The following is a 15,254-nucleotide window of genomic DNA, read 5'->3' as shown; positions in this document are numbered from 1 at the left end:
GAGGTCCGGCTCCACGCCGGAGCCGGACCTCACCGGGCGCACGTCAGGCGCACGTCAGGCGCACGTCAGGCGCGCAGGAACGCCTCCAGCGCCGTCGCCAGCGCCACCGGGACTTCGTGCATCGGATAGTGCCCCGAGTTGGCCAGGACCTCCAGCTCCGCGTTCGGGTAGTGGACCAGCCAGGTGCCGCGCATCAGCTCGGCGGACAGCGCGGGGTCGTGCTCACCGACGAAGACCTTGACCGGGAGCGTGCTGCCGGCGACCTTGGCCGCGAAGTCCTGGGTGGTCCAGTCGTCGAGATAGCCGGCGAAGGCCTCCGGGCGGGAGCCGGCCACCGAGCGGGCGGTCATCGCGTCCAGCCACCGGGCACCGGCACGGTGCCCGGTCACCAGATCGAGGATGGCCCGGCGGTTGGCGGGGTGCGACGCCGCCCCGTGGAACAGGTCGTAGGCGTCGCCCTCCAGCGGGTAGCGGCCGGCGGGCACCGGCGTCACCCCCACCAGCTTGCGCACCCGGCCCGGCGCCTCGGCCAGGACGCGCTGCGCGGCCTTGCCGCCCATCGAGTGCCCGACCACCGAGAACGACCCCCAGCCCAGCCGGTCCACCAGGGCGAGCGCGTCGGAGGCGATCTCGGCCAGGGTGAACTCACCCGCCACGTCGCGCCGTTCGCCGTAGCCCCGGTAGTCCACGAAGGCGTAGCCGAAGGCGTCCGGATCCAGGTGGTCGAGGAACGGGCCCCAGCTCGCGGCGGTGTCGAACCAGTCGTGCAGGACGAGCACCTTGTGCTCGCCGGTGCCGATGGTGCGGTGACTGATCGTCATGACTGGCTCCCGTCGCGTGGTCTGCCGGTCTCCTCCCCCGGCCCGTCGGGCGCCAATCCCGCCGGTCGGCCGACCCCCGCCACCCGGACCGGTCAGGCCGGCAGCTGCTGGCGGTAGGCGTCCAGGGCCGGCGCGGTGGTGGTCGCCAGGAACTCCGTGACGGTGTACTCGACCAGCCCCGCCCGGCTGAACGGGTCGGTCCGGGCGATCTCCTCGACGGCCGCCCGGTCCTCGCCCACGGCGATGATCACGCCGCCGTCGCGCGGCACCTTGCGGCCCGAGGCGAGGAAGGTCCCGGCGTCGTAGTGCTGCCGCAGCCACTCCACGTGCTGCGGGAGCACGGCGTCGATGCGGTCCAGGGGCGCGGTGTAGGTCAACTCGAGAACGAACATGGGCCCAGGCTAGCGCCCGCTCCCGAGCGGCCGTCAGCCGCCCGGGCGGGCCGGAGATTTTGCCGAACGGTCGACCAACGGACCCCGCCGCCCCGATAGCGTGCGGACATCCCAGTGACCACGGGCGCGGGCCGACCGCGCCGGAAGAGGTGTGCCATGAACCGGATCGACGTCCCCGCGACCGCCGCCCTGCTGCCGCGGGCCTGGAGCTCACGCGTCCTGGGCCGGGTGGGCACGGCCGCCGTCAAGGTGCTGCGGATGGACGGGCTGCCGCTCCCGGAGGAGCGGCACGAGCACGCGGAGGCACTGCTCGTCCTGGACGGGCGGCTGGACCTGCGGGTCGCGGGCGCCACCGTCCCGCTCGGCCCCGGCGAGCTGTACGTGGTGGCGGCCGGTGTCCCGCACGCCGTGGCGGCGGGCAGCCGGGGCACCCTGGTGATCGTGGAGGTGGACGAGGCCGCCGGCTGACGCGCCCCGGCCCGCCGGACCGCCGGACCGGGTGGCCGGGACACCCCGGGGCCGTCGCCGCCGGGTGGAGGGGGATTGCGTGTGTACGTGCCGACTGCGATACAACACTGCTCATATGACGATTGATCGGAGATATCTGTAATGAGCAAGTCAGCTCTGCCCCGCCGCGGTCTGCTCGTCGGCACGGCGGCCACGGTCATCGGCTGGAACACCGCCGGACGCACCTGGGCCGTCAGCACCGGCCAGGACGTCACCACCGGCCAGGACGCGCCCGGCACCGCGGCCGCCGTCACGCAGGACGCGGTGGCCGCACTGCCCCGGCTGGACGGCAGCCTGGTCACCGACCCCACCGCGCTCACCCGCTTCGCCGGTGACTTCGGGCACCTGGTGACCGCCGCGCCCCGGGCCGTGCTGCGGCCGGGATCGGTGCGCGACATCGCCGCGGTCGTCGGCTTCGCCCGCCGCCACCGGATCCCCGTCGCCATGAACGGCCAGAGCGGCGGCGGCGAGACGGCGGAGCTGGAGTCGCACTCCAACTACGGGCAGGCCGCCGCACCCGGCGGCATCGCCATCGACGCCCGCGGCCTGAACCGCGTCCTCGCCGTCACCCCCGGCCGGGCCGTCGTCGAGGCCGGTGTCACCTGGGCGCAGCTGACCGACGCCGCGCTCGCCCGGGGCTGGATGCCGCCGTGCCTGACGGACTACCTGCACCTGTCCGTCGGCGGCACGCTGAGCGTGGGCGGGATCGGCTCGGGTGTGCAGCGCCACGGGCTGCAGGCCGACACCGTCGAGTCGGTCGACGTGGTCACCGGCACCGGTCAGCTGCTCACAGCCTCCGCCACCACCAACCGGCAGCTGTTCGAGGCCGCCCTGGCCGGCGGCGGCCAGGCCGGCATCATCGTCCGCGCCACCCTGCGGCTCGTCCCGGCCCGCGAGCGCGCCCTGGTGTTCACCCTGTTCTACGACGACCTCGCCGCCTACCTGGGCGACCAGGAGCGGATCATGGCCGAGCGCCGCTTCGACCTCCAGGCCGGCGAGGTGGTGCGCGACGCCGAGGGCACCGCGTGGCGGTACAAGATCGAGGCCGTCGCCCACTACGACGGCGACACGCCTCCGGACCGGGGCGCCCTGCTGCGCGGGCTGCGCTGCGTCCCCGGCGAGACCACCGTCACCGACCAGGGCGCCCGCGACTACGCCTTCCGCGTCGACGGCTTCGCCGCCTACCTCAAGGCCACCGGTCTCTGGTCCCAGCCGAAGCCCTGGCTCAGCCTGTTCCTGCCCGCGTCCACCGCGCGGACCTTCGTCCGCGAGGCCACCGCTCTGCTCACCCCGGCGGACCTCGGCGCCGGGATCCTGCTGCTCTACCCCTACACCACCGCCACCCTGACCCGGCCGCTGGCCGTGATGCCGGACGAGCCGGTCGGCTGGCACTTCGACCTCCTGTCCTTCCCCGCCCCGGGCGCGGACACCGCCGCGATGCTCCGCCGCAACCGTCATCTCTACGAGCGCGCCGTCGCCCTCGGCGGCAAGCGCTACCTGATCGGCGCGATCCCCGGGATGACGCCCACGGACTGGCGCCGCCACTACGGCGCCCACTGGGCCGCCGCGACCGCGGCGAAGCACCGGTACGACCCGGCCGGCATCCTCACCCCCGGCCAGGGCATCCACGCCTGACCGACCGGTCGCCCCGCCCCGCCCACCGCCGGGGACGGGGCGGGTGCGGGGCGGGGGCAGGTGCGGGGCCTACGCTCGTCAGCCAGACCGGCCTCGCCCCGGCCGCCAATGTCTGCGACACCAACTACACGATGGTCGCCAAGCTGCCGAAGGACCTCCCGGGCCGCGTCCGCGCCTACGACGGCCTGCACGACCGGCTGCGCGCGACGGCCGCGGCGTATCTGCGCCACCGGTGAGCCCGGCGGACCTCCGCCCGGGGCCCGGCCGGTCAGCCGGACAGCACCACCGTGGTCGCGGTGGTGGCCGGCGGGGCGGGCGGCGCGGCGCCGGCCAGCCGCCGGTGCTCCTGCGGGGTGAGCCCGCGGACCCGCTTGAAGGCGGTACTGAGGGCGAAGGCGTTGCCGTAGCCGACCCGGCGGGCCACCGAGGCGACGGTGTGCTCGGGATCCCGGAACAGGTCGGCGGCCAACGCCAGCCGCCAGGTGGTGAGGTAGGCCATCGGCGGCTCGCCGACCAGGTCGGTGAAGCGGCGGGCCAGGCCCGCGCGGGAGACGCCGACCTCGGCGGCCAGCGCGGCCACCGTCCAGGCGCGGGCCGGGTCGTCGTGCAACAGGCGCAGCGCCGGGCCGACCACCCGGTCGTGCTGGGCCCGGTACCAGGCGGGGGCGCTGCTGTCCGGGGCCGCCAGCCAGCTCCGCAGCACCCCGACGACCAACAGGTCCAACAGGCGGTCCAGCACCAGCTCCTGACCGGGCTCGTCGCGGGACATCTCGGCGGCCAGCAGCCGGACCAGGGTGTCCTCGGTGGCGACGGCACCCTGCCCGGCGGGCCGGACCAGCAGGGCGGGCAGATGCGCCAACAGCCGCCGGCCGATCTCGTGTTCGGCCTGGTAGGTGCCCGACAGCAGCACGGCGGAGTTCTCGTCGCCGGACCGGACCTCGCCCCAGGTGCGGAGCCCGAGGGACATCGAGGCGGCGACGTCGACGCCGTCGCGCGAGCAGGCCTGGCCCGGGCCGATCACCACCTGGACCGGGGTGCCGGGGGCGTCGGACACCGTGTACGGCTCCGGGCCGCGCAGGACGGCGACATCGCCGGGGCTCAGCCGGACCGGCCTGCCGCCGTCGGGCAGGATCCAGGCGTCGCCCCGGATCGGGGTGACCACCGCCAGCGGAGCACCGTCCTCGATCCGCAGCGACCACGGCGGGCTGAGGATCGAGCGCAGCAGGAACGCCCCGCGCGCCTTCGGCCCGTCCAGCAGCCCCGTGAGAGTGTCCATGGGGCAAGAGTAGACGCGTGGACATGGATTGACACCGCGTCATTTGAGAGAGTCGTGAGCAGGCGAGGCCAGACCCGCCGGCGGCCGGCCGGCGCGGCAACGCCGTTGGACGGAAAGAGGGATGAGCCCGATGGAACTGGCACGCGTGACCGCGCTCGTGGCCGCCACGATCACCACCGGACTGAGCGCGGGCCTGTTCTACGCCTACGCCTGCTCGGTGATGCCCGGGCTGCGCGGGACGGAGGACCGGACGTTCATCGAGGTGATGCAGCGCATCAATGTGGCCATTCTCAACGGCTGGTTCCTGCTCGGCTTCGTCGGGGCCCTGCTCTGCACGGCGGTGGCGGTGGCCCTGCACCTGCCGTCGGACGGCCACCAGGTCCTGCCGACCGCGGCCGCGGCGCTGGTCTGCTACACGGCGGCGCTGGTGGTGACCCGGAAGATCAACATTCCGCTGAACGACGCCCTGGCCGCCGCCGGGGAGCCCGGACGGGTCCCGGATCCGGTAGCGGTGCGCGGGCGGTTCGAGGCCCGCTGGGTCCGCTGGAACGTCGCGCGGGCCCTGCTCTGCACGGCGGCGCTCGGCTGCCTCTGCTGGGCGCTGGTGCTGCACGGCAACGCGACCGGCTGAGCCGGGGAGCCGCGGCGCGCGGCGGCGCCCGGGCCCCCGTGCCCTCCTTCTCCTCCTTCTCCTTCTCCTTCTCCTTCTCCGCCCCCGACCGCGTTCAGCGCGCGGCCGGGGGCGTCGGCGGCTTGTTGCGCAGCGGAGCGATCTCGCGGTCCAGCGTGGCGACATCCAGCGCGATGCGCCGGGCGATGTCACGCGGGCCGGCCTCGGCGGGCAGCCGGCGGCTCCAGGAGCGGGCCCGGGCCGGCCCGTCGTGCGCCATGTGGAAGTTCAGCCGCAGTCCGCCGCCCAGATCGACCAGGTTGATCAGGAAATGGGTGTCGGACAGATCGATGGTGACATCGTTGCCGATGCACGAACAGCCGACGAGATCGCCGATCTCCTCCTCCGCAAGGTACTTGGCGAGCTGAATGGCCTTCCCCTCGACACGGAACGGTCGCAGTACGGGACTCACGGTGGCTGTCGCCTCTTCCCCGGTGCTCGCTGAACGCCTGCCGTTTCCGACATGATTCTAGAACCGCCGGTTGTGGCCAAGTCACCGGCATCACACCGGACTTGGCCGACAGCACGAGGGGCGCAGAGGGCGCACGCCGAGCGGGGCCGCCCCCAAGGGCCGGCCCCGCTCGGTCACTCCCCCGGGTGCCGGGTCAGCTGTCCCGCCCTCGGCGCACCGCGCAGCGGAGCAGGACGCCGGGCGCCGTGAGGACGCCCGCACCACCGAGCAGCGGGCAGGTCGGCAGGTCGGACCCGGTGTCGGGCAGCGGCGGCCACGGACCACGTGTGGGGATGGGCCTTGGAACGGGCTTCGGGCTCGGGCTCGGCCCGCCGGGATCGACGGCGGTGCAGCACGTGGGGTCGATGGAGTCGGGCGGGCCGTTGCGGTCGGGGGCCACCACCGCGTTCAGGGCTTCCCGTGCGGGCCGCCCCGGCGGACGGTGACCGAGTGGCCGACGCTCGCGCTGCGGCCGACGGCCAGGTCCCCCGTCCAGTGGAGGACGGGGGACCTGGCAGGAGGTGGCACCGGTGCCGACCACGGCGTCGCTGTTGTGGTCGGGGCTGCCGGCACCCCGGTCAGGCCGTCGCTGGGCGAGGCGCCCGGGCAGGCCATCACCCCGTCCTTGGTGACGGTGACCTGTGGTGGACGGCCGTCCCGGCGACGGCGAGGTGGCGTCGGCCTTCTCCTCGACGGTCAGGTGCCGGCGCCGGCGGAGTGGCTGACGCAGCGCGGGTCACCCTGGTGCGTCAGGGCTTCCGGAATCCGGCGGCACCCGTCAGCGGGGTGGCCCGGCCGTGCAGGAGCAGGGCGCGGACCAGCGCGGCCAGACCCGCCGTACAGAGCAGGGTACGCACCACGTTGCCGGCCACCCACGTGCTCTCGAACGCGGCGCGTACCGCGGCGAAGTCCTGGATCCCCGAGGGGTCTCCGGCCCGCGCGAGCTCGCTGTTGAGTGGGAGGTTGACGGTCGCGGTGACGATCAGCGCGCCAAGGTAGAGCACCGTCGCGGCGGCGGCCCGGAGCGCGACGGCGCGTCGTCCGGCCCGGTACTGGAGGAAGGCCGCGAGGCCGGTCGCCACGAGCGCGCCGACGAAGACGAGGCCGAAGACGCCGTTCTCGATCGCCTTGTTGATGTGCTGCATCGCGGTGACATAGGTGCGGTCGTCGCTGGCGGCCAGGCCCGGCATGACGGACACGTCGAAGGCGAAGAAGAGCCCGGCCATCAGACCCGTGGCCACGGTGCCGACGGCCAGCACCGGACCGGCGGCACGGCTCCCACCCACGGCGGGCGGGGCGGGGACGGCAACGGGCACGGCAGCGGGCGCGGCCGAAGCGAGGGTGGTCGGGTCGTGGCGCATCGGGACTCCTTCGGTGGGGCGGGGCGGGGCGGACGTGGTGCTGGTGCGAGGGCGTGCTCCGGGCGCCCGGCGGGCCCGGACCGGGTCAGACCTTCCAGACGCCCGAGGCCGCCGCTTCACGGGCGTACTCCGTGAAGTCCCTCGGCGCGCGGCCCAGCGCCCGCCGGACCCCGTCCGCCGGACGGGCGTTGCGGCCGTCGAGAATCATGGTGAACAGGTCCGCGAAGTCGCCCGGCAGGCCCGCCGCGGCCAGCACCGCGCGGTACTCCTCGACGGTGACCGCGGTGAAGCGGATCTCGCGCCCGCTCGCCGTGGACAACTCCGCCGCGACGTCGGCGAAGGAGAGCAGCCGAGGCCCCGTCAACTCGTAGACCTCCCCGTGGTGACCGTCCTCGGTCAGCGCTGCCACCGCGACGTCCGCGATGTCGTCCGCGTGGACGAACGGTTCGACGGCGTCCCCGGTGGGCAGCGTCAGCTCCCCGGCCAGCACCGGGTCGAGGAAGAATCCCTCGTCGAAGTTCTGGGCGAACCAGGCGCACCGCACGACGGTCCACTCCGCGCCCGCCGCCGCCACCACCCGCTCGGCCTCCTGGGCGGCTTCCTCGCCCCGGCCGGAGAGCAGCACCAGCCGCTCCACCCCGGCCTCGGCCGCCAGCCGGGCGAAGGCGCCGACCGTCTCGACCGCGCCCGGGAAGGCGAGGTCCGGGTAGTAGGAGAGGTAGGCCGCCGTGACCTCCTCCAGCGCGGGCTCCCAGGTGGACCGCTCGTGCCAGTCGAACGGGACCGGGGCGTCGCGCGAGCCGATCCGCACTGCCCGCCCGCGGGCGGTCAGGCGCTCGGCCACCCGCCGGCCGGTCTTGCCCGTCCCCCCGGTCACCAGGACGAGCGAGCCGGCCCCGGCGGGGGTCCGGGGCTTCGGGGCCTGCTGGGTGGTTCCGGTGTCCTGCGCGTCATCCGTCATGGCACCCAGTCAAGTCCGCCCCGCCCCGGGGAGCCATCGTCGTCGAGCTCAGCTCCATGTCCGAGCGTCCAACCCGGCTCCGACGCGCGGAACGGCTCGGGGGTCGGCACGGCCGGCTCCACCGGACACCGGTGACCGCACTGCGCCTGGACACACCGGCCGCCCCGGACGGCGAGCCGCCCGGCGCCCGTCCACTGTCCGCTACGGCTTCTGCGCCTGCCTGTGGGTCCGTGACGGTCAGGGTGCCGCGGATCTCGGCCCGGCTGATGAGCAGGCCGCGGTGGGGGCCTTGGCTGGAGACCTTCGGCAGGATGCGGAGGGCCGGCCGTTCCATGTCCGAGTCGACGCCGAGCCGGACCACGCCGTCCGGGGCCACCGCAGGTTCGCCGGCCGGCTGGAGGCGGCGGGCGAACCTGCGCTGCCGGTGGACGGGGCCGCTCGCGAGGAATCTCTCGGGCTGGTCGCGGACCGGCCCGACGCCCGGCAGCGGGTGCGGGCTCTCGATCCAGGCCCACCGGGTCCGGCCGGCGGCGGCTCGTCGTCAGCCGACGGGAGCAACGCCCGGGTCTCGAAGACCTCCGACAGGGTGCCCGGGGCGATGCCGACGAAGAGGTCGCCCGAGGGCGGGCACGATTTGCGGCCCAGCCGGAGCAGGCGCTTCGGGTGCTCCAGTGCGCGGGCGATCCGTTCGAGGAGGGCACGGTCGGAGTGCTGGAGGCCGACCAGGAAGGCCGCGTCGGACAGGTACCAGCGTTCGGTGATCATGGCGTGGCGGCTCACCTCACCTGCGACCAACCGGGGTTCTCGTCCACGGGGCTCACGAGAGCACTCACCCAGGCTCCATGTGAGATCCACGAACGACTGCTGCCCCCAAGGCAGTTGCGCACCAACCCCCGCGTCAAACGCAAGATGTCCAACGGGGCACTCAAACGCACCGAGCACCTCGGCCCACCCCGACCCGATGCCCCCCTGTCTCCCTGGTCGGACCAACCAAAACCGGCCCGACCAGGCGAAATACCACCCAAATCACCGGTATTGACTCTAGTGGCGTGGAGCCGCTCCAGTGCGGCTGGCCCCCAGCAGTTCCTGTGCGTGCGTGGCATACCGGGGCGAGAAGTACGGGTTGCGACTCAGCGCCTCGTTGAGCAGCTTGGCCGCGCCGGGCAGTCCGAGGGCGTGCTCGATCACGCCGCGGCGGTATGCGCCGAGCGCCCCGGCACCGCCCGGCGTGGCCGCGAACCGGGCATGCGGCAGCGCCTCCTGATCTCGCCCCGCACGGTGCAGGGCCCAGGCCAGCTCCTCCGCGACCAGCGGGCTCTGCCGCCGCTGCCACTCCTCGGTCAGCAGCCGGACCGCCTCGGCCGGATCGCCGTGGTCGGCCAGGTAGCGGGCCAGCTGGAGGTCGAGCGGCCCGGTCGCGAGCCGGACTTCGGCGCCCAGCGTGGCCAACTGGGCTGCGGCCTCGCCCTGGTGGCCCATGGCGAGCAGCAACTCGGCGTATTCCAGCAGGAACTGCGGTTGCGGCATCCGGGCCACCAGGTCCGCGTACCGGCCCAGCGCCTCGTCGGTCCGGCCGAGCGCGGCGGCGGATCGGGCCAGACCGAAGGCAGCGAAGTGGTCGTCGGGCTGCGCCGCGAGCGCCTGCCGGTAGTACTGCTCGGCCGGCTCCGGCCGGCCCTGCTCCCAGTTCAGATCGCCCAGCCGGTGTGCGCTGAAGGCCCGTTCGCCCGGAGTGACCGCCAGCTCAAGGGCCCGCTCCAGCGCGAGCACCGCCTCCGCCGTCCGTCCGTGCGTCTCCAGGTCGTACGAGGCCCGGGTGTACGCGGCCGTGGTGGGAGCGAGGTCAAGCAGGCGTTGGGTGGCCGCGGTGGCGGCGGGCAGGTGGCCGAGCTGGAGCTCGGCGTCGGCCAGTACCGCGTATCCGGCGGCGCGGTCGGGGGCCATCGCGGTCGCCCGCTGCCCGAACCCCCGTGCGGTGTCGAACTCGTGACGGGCGTTGGCGAGCATGCCGGAGCCGACCAGGGCCTCGTGGTTGCGCTCGGGGCGCAGGACGAGGGAACGGGCCAGCGCCCGGCCGGCCTCGTCCAGCAGCCCGCCGTCCAGAGAGGACCTGGCCCGGTCCACTGCGGCGATGCCCAGCTCTGCCCAGGCGGTGGCGTCCGCCGGCCGCTGCCCGGCAACCTGCCGGGCAGCGGCGAGCCGGTCGGCCGACGGGGGCGGGAGCGGCACCGGGACGCCGCCCGGGCGCCCGGCCGGACCGCTCGACCCGACGGCCAGCAGTCCGGCCGCGCAGGCCAGCACCAGCAGTCCGCCACCGATCGCTCCCGCCGGCCCCTGATGACGGATCACGGGCCCGCGTGCGGCAGGTTGACGTACGGGAAGGTGTCGGAGGCCGGCTTGGGCTGCCAGTCGAAGGAGGGCGGCGGCAGCAGGTGCGCCGCCGAGCGCTCGGAGGGCTCGCCCTCCAGCATCCGCAGCAGCGGCACGTCGATCTCGTCGTTCAGCCGCCGCCCGTTGGGGTAGCCCTGGAGGTCCCGCTCCAGCACGCCGTACGGATGGGGGGCGGGGCTCACCGGGGTGGTGAGGTTGAGCCGCAGTTGGTCGGCCCAGCGCAGGGCGGCCGGGTCGGCGTCCGCGTTCATCGCCTGGGTGTTCAGGTCGATGCCGAAGCGCGATCCGTTGTCCTTGCCGAAGCCGCTGAGGAACAGCGCCCGGACGTCGGTGCGCGGTCCGGCCGGGGCGGCGAACCCCTGGGCCGCCTCGATCCGGCGCGGCGGTGCGGGGTCGAGTGCGGCGGCCAGGAACTCCTCGTCCTGCGCGTCGAGGTCGGCCGGGCGGGCGTTGAACCGGTCCTCCGGCCCGCCCGGCTGGGAGAGCCCGGCGAAGGTGCCCCAGAGCGCGAACACGATGTGCGGGCTGCCCAGCCGGGCGACCTGCCGGAAGCTCGCTGCCTGGGTCCGAAGGTCCCTGGCGAGGTCGGCGCCCTCACGGGAGACGGTGGCCCAGACGCCGACCACCGGATTGCGCTCCGGGTCGCCGTTCAGGGCGAGTTCGCGCTTGGGGAGTTGGAGCACCAGGGCGCTGACGTTGAGCGCCGAGAGCGGTCCGGCGGCGGGCAGCGCGCCGGGCACCGGGCCGACGGTGCCGGCCGTGAAGAGGCCGAACACCCGGCTGTCGGCGACGAACGGCTCGGCGATCTGGCCAGCCAGGGTCCGGCCGCCGCCTGGCAGGGTGCGGGTGGCCTCGCTGCGCAGCGCCGCGTAGTCGGGCATCAGGGCCAGGCCGGTGTGGGTGGGCGCGGCGGTGCCGTCGGAGATCAGCGTCTCGGTCCGGCCGTTCCTGATCCGCTCCAGGGTGTAGCGCTGCTTGAACAGCAGCGCGCTGTCCTGGAGCGAGCGCACGGGGCCGACCGCGATCGGGCCGGCGCCGAACAGCCGCCGGTCCTCGTTCCGGAAGGTCCACCGGTAGGTGGTGTCCGGCCGTCCGGTGCCCTGGCCGTCGACGTGCAGCTCGTACCTGGCCCGGGTGGCGAAGGGGTAGTTCAGCGGCCCGGAGCCCGGGAGCTGGCCGGGCTGGACATCGACCACGAGGGTCACCCGGTCGTGGTCGTCCGGGCTGGTGAAGGCGTACACATCAGTGAGGTTCGCCTGCCCGTCGGCCAGCACGGCGGGCGAGTCGAAGTGACCACCGGCCTGACTGCGGCCGAGCAGCGGGCCACCCAGCGAGGCGGCAGCCAGGATGGTGACGGTGCTGCCGAGAAACACTCGGCGGCTCGGGCGGTGGGCACCGGCGGACATCGCGGCTCCAGGGATCGCGGGGTGACCTGCCCAAGTGCCCTCGAAAGAAAAGACGTTGGACAGCGAAAGGTGGCCCGTTGCGCGGACGGCCAGGGCAACCCTAGGCCCGAGTGGATCTTCTCGTGCCCGACATCCGCCGACTTCCCCGGGTGAGTCGTGCAGTTCCCCCATCCGGCCCAACTTCTGCTGGGGGGCAGTGTCTTCGGGTGTGATGCGTGCACGGATCGCCGTTTCCGGCCGCTAATCTTCGAGCACATCCACTGATCAGCGCCGACCGGTTCCCTGACGCGGCCCGCTCGGCCTCTCCTCCGGCATTCTCTGCCTCCCGCCCCGCCCCTCCTTGGAGTACCACCGTGCGTATCCTCCGCAAGCTCGCCATCGCCGCCACCACCCTCGCGCTGGCCACGCCGATCGCCCTCGCTCCGGCCGCTCAGGCCGCCGCGCCGACCTTCCGAGCGGCGCAGCGGGATCCCGGGCTCTACATCTCGCCCTGGGGCAGCGCCAGCGTCCGGGTCAGTGAGACCACCAAGTCATGGCTGGATGCCAACGGCATCAAGCTGGGCGCGATCGAACCGTTCACCCTGGACGCGGACGGCTACGGATTCGACATGCCGATCGGCTCGGCCGCCGGTGACCACCTGGACGACAAGGGCCGGATCTACTACCCGGGCGGCATCACGCTCACCCAGAACAGCAGCAGCACCTTCGTCGAGCTGCAGGCCACCTGGATCCGGGTGATGCCCCAGCCCGGCTACTCGGCTGGGGTCAAGACGAACACCCAGGAGGTCAGCAAGGAAACGCTGATCGCCTACACCACCCCGGCCGAGGTACTCGCCAACGGCCGGCCCACCTTCACCGGTTTCACCCTGGACAGGGTGCCGTTCCATGTCACAGAGGACGCCGCCGCGCTGACCGAGAAGTTCTTCGGCAAGGCTCTCAAGGCCGACTCGATGTTCGGCACCCTCACGCCCCGCTTCGATTACGTGCCCACCAAGTAGTAGTGCTTTGTGAGGTGGTGTGCGGGGTCTGGTCAGGAGTGGTCTTCGGCGGTTCGCTGCCGGTACCACATCGGATGAACTGGGTTCTTTAGGTGAGTAGTTGGAGGCGTCGCGGCGGAGGTCATCGCCCTGCCGCGACGCTCCGACCAGCGGGACAGAAGTGGTGGTGGAACCCGGTCACCCACGAGATCCGGAACGTCCCCTCCGGCAAGTGCCTCGGCCTCTGCCCAAGGCCACCAACGGCAGCCGGCTCATCCAGTGGTTCTGCCGTCGGCCGGCTCCACTCTGCGAGATGCCCGGGTGCGCCGTCAGGTGTGCTGTGCGAGGAAGGCGGCGAGTTCCTTGCCGTAGGCGTCGGGATCGGCGTTCCAGGCGCCGGTGTGGCTCGCTCCTTCGACGGTGACGAGGGTGACCTTGTCGGGCCGGTCGCGGGCGAACTCGGCGCTGGTGGCATACGGCACGACGGTGTCGCCGGTGCCGTGGAAGAGCAGGACGGGCTGTTCGGGGCCGCCGGTGCGCCACCCGCACCGCCGCCGCCCACCGGCTCCGCCGCGCCGGCGCCCAGCTGGCCGTCGGGCGCTGAGTTCGGCCCGGTCACCGGCCCACGAAGAATGCCGCGCGGTGGTCTGTCAGTACGTCAGACCGAACAGAGCCACGAGGCGTGTGGGGGCGAACCGGAAGGCACCCGCGACGCGGCCTGCTTCGACGCGTCGGCCGATGGCGAGCCGCCTGCCCCGCCGCCGGTCCGCTACCGCTTCTCCATCTGCTCCTCCCCCGCCACCGAGGGCTCCCGGTGCCCCGCCCGCTGTCGCCACACCAGTGGCAGGGCCAGCGCCGCCACCACCGCGAGCAGGCCGGCCAGGCCGATCGCGCGGCCGGTGCCGACCGCCTGAACCTCGCGGAAGGCCGCGTTGATCGCGTCCGCCGTCGATTGGTCGACCGAGGAGAGGATCTGGTCGGCGAGCTTGGAGTCCGTGACCGCGTTGCCCAGTTGCTGGGCGTCGGCCTCCGACAGTCCGGCCGCCTTCGCCCGGCTGATCGCCTGGTTGGTCTCCACGGCCTGCTGGACCGCCACCGTCACGGCGACCCCGAAGGCGCCGCCCAGCATGCTGGTGACCTTGAACATCCCGGAGGCGGTCCCGGCCAGTTCCTCCGGCGGGCCGGCCACCGCGGTGTCGGACAGCGGGACGGACATCAGCCCGAGGCCGGCGCCGAGCACCAGCAGCCCGGTGGCCAGGATCGCGTAGTGGTAGGTGTCGCCGATCACGGCGGCCACCAGGGTGCCGATGCCCAGCAGGAACAGCCCGACGGCCACCGGGAGCCGCGCTCCGCGCCGGGCCGCCACCCGCCCGCCGAACGGGTTGAACAGCAGGATCGTCACCGTGGAGGGCAGCAACAGCAGCCCGGCCGCGACCGGGCCGTAGCCGCGCACCTCCTGGAGGTAGAGCGTGAGCAGGAAGCTCACGCCGGCGAAGACGATGTTCATGACGGAGTTCGCGGCGAGCGCGCCGTCGAACGGTCGCGAGGCGAACAGCCGCAGGTCGAGCAGCGGATCCGCGACCCGCCGCTCCACCAGCACGAACAGCACCGCCAGGACGACGGACCCGACCAGCAGACCGATGATCACCGGATCGGTGAAGCCGTCCTCCTGACCGGCCGTGCAGCCGTAGAGCAGACAGAACGCGGCGGCGGCGCTGATGACCAGGCCGGTCAGGTCGATGTGCCGGGTGGCGTTCGGGTCGGTGGACTCCACGGCCGACCGGCGCACCAGCCACCAGGCGACCACGGCCAGCGGGGCGTTGATCCAGAACGTCGACCGCCAGCCGGCCAGGCCCGTCAGTACCCCGCCGACGGCCGGTCCGGCGGCCTGACCGACCCAGGCCACCGCCATCCAGGCCCCGAACGCACGCGGCTGCTCCGCAGGCGGGAACATCGGCGGGATCAGTGCCAGGGTGGCGGGCAGGATCAGTGCCGCGCCGACGCCCATCGCGGCCCGCCCGGCGATCATCCCGGTCACCCCCGGCGTGAACGCCGTCAGCAGGGAGGTCACGCCCAGGAGCACCAGGCCGAGCTCCAGCATCCGCTTGCGCCCGAACACGTCGCCCAGCTTCCCGGCCGCGAGCACCAGGGCACCGGTGGAGAGGCTGAAGGCGTTGTTGGCCCACTGCAGGGCGGGCAGCGAGACCGACAGTTCGTCCGAGATCGTCGGAACCGCGACCCCGAAGTCCGCGAAGGACAACCAGACCATGCCGGCCGCGACACACATCCCGGTCATCGCGGTCCACCGCCGCGGGGAGTACCCCCCGTCCGGCGCCCCGGACGTTCCGGTCATGGTCCGCTCCCTCCTGCGCCCGGCCCCGTGCCGAACGGACCTGCCCACTATCC

The 15,254-nt window shown here is 73.7% G+C and carries 15 protein-coding genes; 4 read left to right on the top strand and 11 right to left on the bottom strand.

Annotated elements, in window-relative coordinates; genetic code table 11:
* Positions 1-65 precede the first annotated feature (65 nt).
* Positions 66-821, bottom strand: coding sequence for an alpha/beta fold hydrolase (locus ACIQTO_RS33925; RefSeq protein ID WP_402396339.1), 756 nt, complete (start codon positions 819-821; stop codon positions 66-68).
* Positions 822-913: 92 nt separating this feature from the next.
* Positions 914-1,213 carry a YciI family protein gene (locus ACIQTO_RS33920; protein ID WP_402396336.1) on the bottom strand — a complete coding sequence of 100 codons (300 nt, stop codon included), beginning with the start codon at positions 1,211-1,213 and terminating at the stop codon, positions 914-916.
* Between the two features lie 156 nt (positions 1,214-1,369).
* On the opposite strand from ACIQTO_RS33920, the gene ACIQTO_RS33915 reads away from it, so the two are divergent.
* Both ACIQTO_RS33915 and ACIQTO_RS33910 read left to right on the top strand, forming a co-directional pair.
* A complete protein-coding gene (locus ACIQTO_RS33915) occupies positions 1,370-1,681 on the top strand; it encodes a cupin domain-containing protein (RefSeq protein WP_402396333.1) in 312 nt (103 codons plus the stop codon).
* Between the two features lie 141 nt (positions 1,682-1,822).
* Entirely contained in the window at positions 1,823-3,355 is a 1,533-nt protein-coding gene (locus ACIQTO_RS33910; RefSeq protein WP_402396331.1) for an FAD-binding protein, read from the top strand.
* 268 nt (positions 3,356-3,623) lie between these two features.
* On the opposite strand, the gene ACIQTO_RS33905 is transcribed toward ACIQTO_RS33910, so the two are convergent.
* On the bottom strand, positions 3,624-4,631 hold the full coding sequence (locus tag ACIQTO_RS33905) for an AraC family transcriptional regulator (RefSeq protein WP_402396328.1): 1,008 nt from the start codon (positions 4,629-4,631) through the stop codon (positions 3,624-3,626).
* 130 nt (positions 4,632-4,761) lie between these two features.
* On the opposite strand from ACIQTO_RS33905, the gene ACIQTO_RS33900 reads away from it, so the two are divergent.
* The gene (locus tag ACIQTO_RS33900) at positions 4,762-5,262 is read left to right on the top strand and encodes a DUF1772 domain-containing protein (protein WP_402396325.1); all 501 of its coding nucleotides are present in this window, start codon (positions 4,762-4,764) and stop codon (positions 5,260-5,262) included.
* 94 nt (positions 5,263-5,356) lie between these two features.
* Here the strand turns inward: ACIQTO_RS33900 and ACIQTO_RS33895 are convergent, their stop codons facing one another.
* The 6 genes from ACIQTO_RS33895 to ACIQTO_RS33870 form a co-directional block, all read right to left on the bottom strand.
* Positions 5,357-5,713 (bottom strand): hypothetical protein, encoded by a 357-nt coding sequence (locus ACIQTO_RS33895; RefSeq protein ID WP_402396323.1) that lies wholly within the window; start codon positions 5,711-5,713, stop codon positions 5,357-5,359.
* Between the two features lie 788 nt (positions 5,714-6,501).
* Complete coding sequence (locus ACIQTO_RS33890) at positions 6,502-7,113, bottom strand: DUF1772 domain-containing protein (RefSeq protein WP_402396320.1); 612 nt, start codon at positions 7,111-7,113, stop codon at positions 6,502-6,504.
* Between the two features lie 85 nt (positions 7,114-7,198).
* Positions 7,199-8,074, bottom strand: a complete 876-nt coding sequence (locus ACIQTO_RS33885) for an NmrA family transcriptional regulator (protein WP_402396317.1) — start codon at positions 8,072-8,074, stop codon at positions 7,199-7,201.
* 237 nt (positions 8,075-8,311) lie between these two features.
* Positions 8,312-8,839: a type I-E CRISPR-associated protein Cas5/CasD gene (locus ACIQTO_RS33880; protein ID WP_402396315.1), complete on the bottom strand. Its 528-nt coding sequence runs from the start codon at positions 8,837-8,839 to the stop codon at positions 8,312-8,314.
* A gap of 276 nt (positions 8,840-9,115) precedes the next feature.
* Positions 9,116-10,423: a tetratricopeptide repeat protein gene (locus ACIQTO_RS33875; protein WP_402396313.1), complete on the bottom strand. Its 1,308-nt coding sequence runs from the start codon at positions 10,421-10,423 to the stop codon at positions 9,116-9,118.
* Entirely contained in the window at positions 10,420-11,871 is a 1,452-nt protein-coding gene (locus ACIQTO_RS33870) for a DUF4331 domain-containing protein (RefSeq protein WP_402396310.1), read from the bottom strand. The genes ACIQTO_RS33875 and ACIQTO_RS33870 overlap by 4 nt, the downstream gene beginning before the upstream one ends.
* A gap of 353 nt (positions 11,872-12,224) precedes the next feature.
* Between ACIQTO_RS33870 and ACIQTO_RS33865 the strand changes: the two genes are divergently transcribed.
* On the top strand, positions 12,225-12,869 hold the full coding sequence (locus ACIQTO_RS33865; RefSeq protein ID WP_402396307.1) for a hypothetical protein: 645 nt from the start codon (positions 12,225-12,227) through the stop codon (positions 12,867-12,869).
* A gap of 308 nt (positions 12,870-13,177) precedes the next feature.
* On the opposite strand, the gene ACIQTO_RS33860 is transcribed toward ACIQTO_RS33865, so the two are convergent.
* Both ACIQTO_RS33860 and ACIQTO_RS33855 read right to left on the bottom strand, forming a co-directional pair.
* Entirely contained in the window at positions 13,178-13,360 is a 183-nt protein-coding gene (locus ACIQTO_RS33860) for a hypothetical protein (protein WP_402396422.1), read from the bottom strand.
* A gap of 257 nt (positions 13,361-13,617) precedes the next feature.
* Positions 13,618-15,201: an MFS transporter gene (locus tag ACIQTO_RS33855; RefSeq protein ID WP_402396304.1), complete on the bottom strand. Its 1,584-nt coding sequence runs from the start codon at positions 15,199-15,201 to the stop codon at positions 13,618-13,620.
* Between the last annotated feature and the right edge of the window lie 53 nt (positions 15,202-15,254).

The organism is Kitasatospora sp. NPDC091207 (assembly GCF_044768625.1).
Classification (GTDB): Bacteria; Actinomycetota; Actinomycetes; order Streptomycetales; family Streptomycetaceae; genus Kitasatospora.
This window is presented reverse-complemented; position numbering and strand designations above follow the sequence as displayed.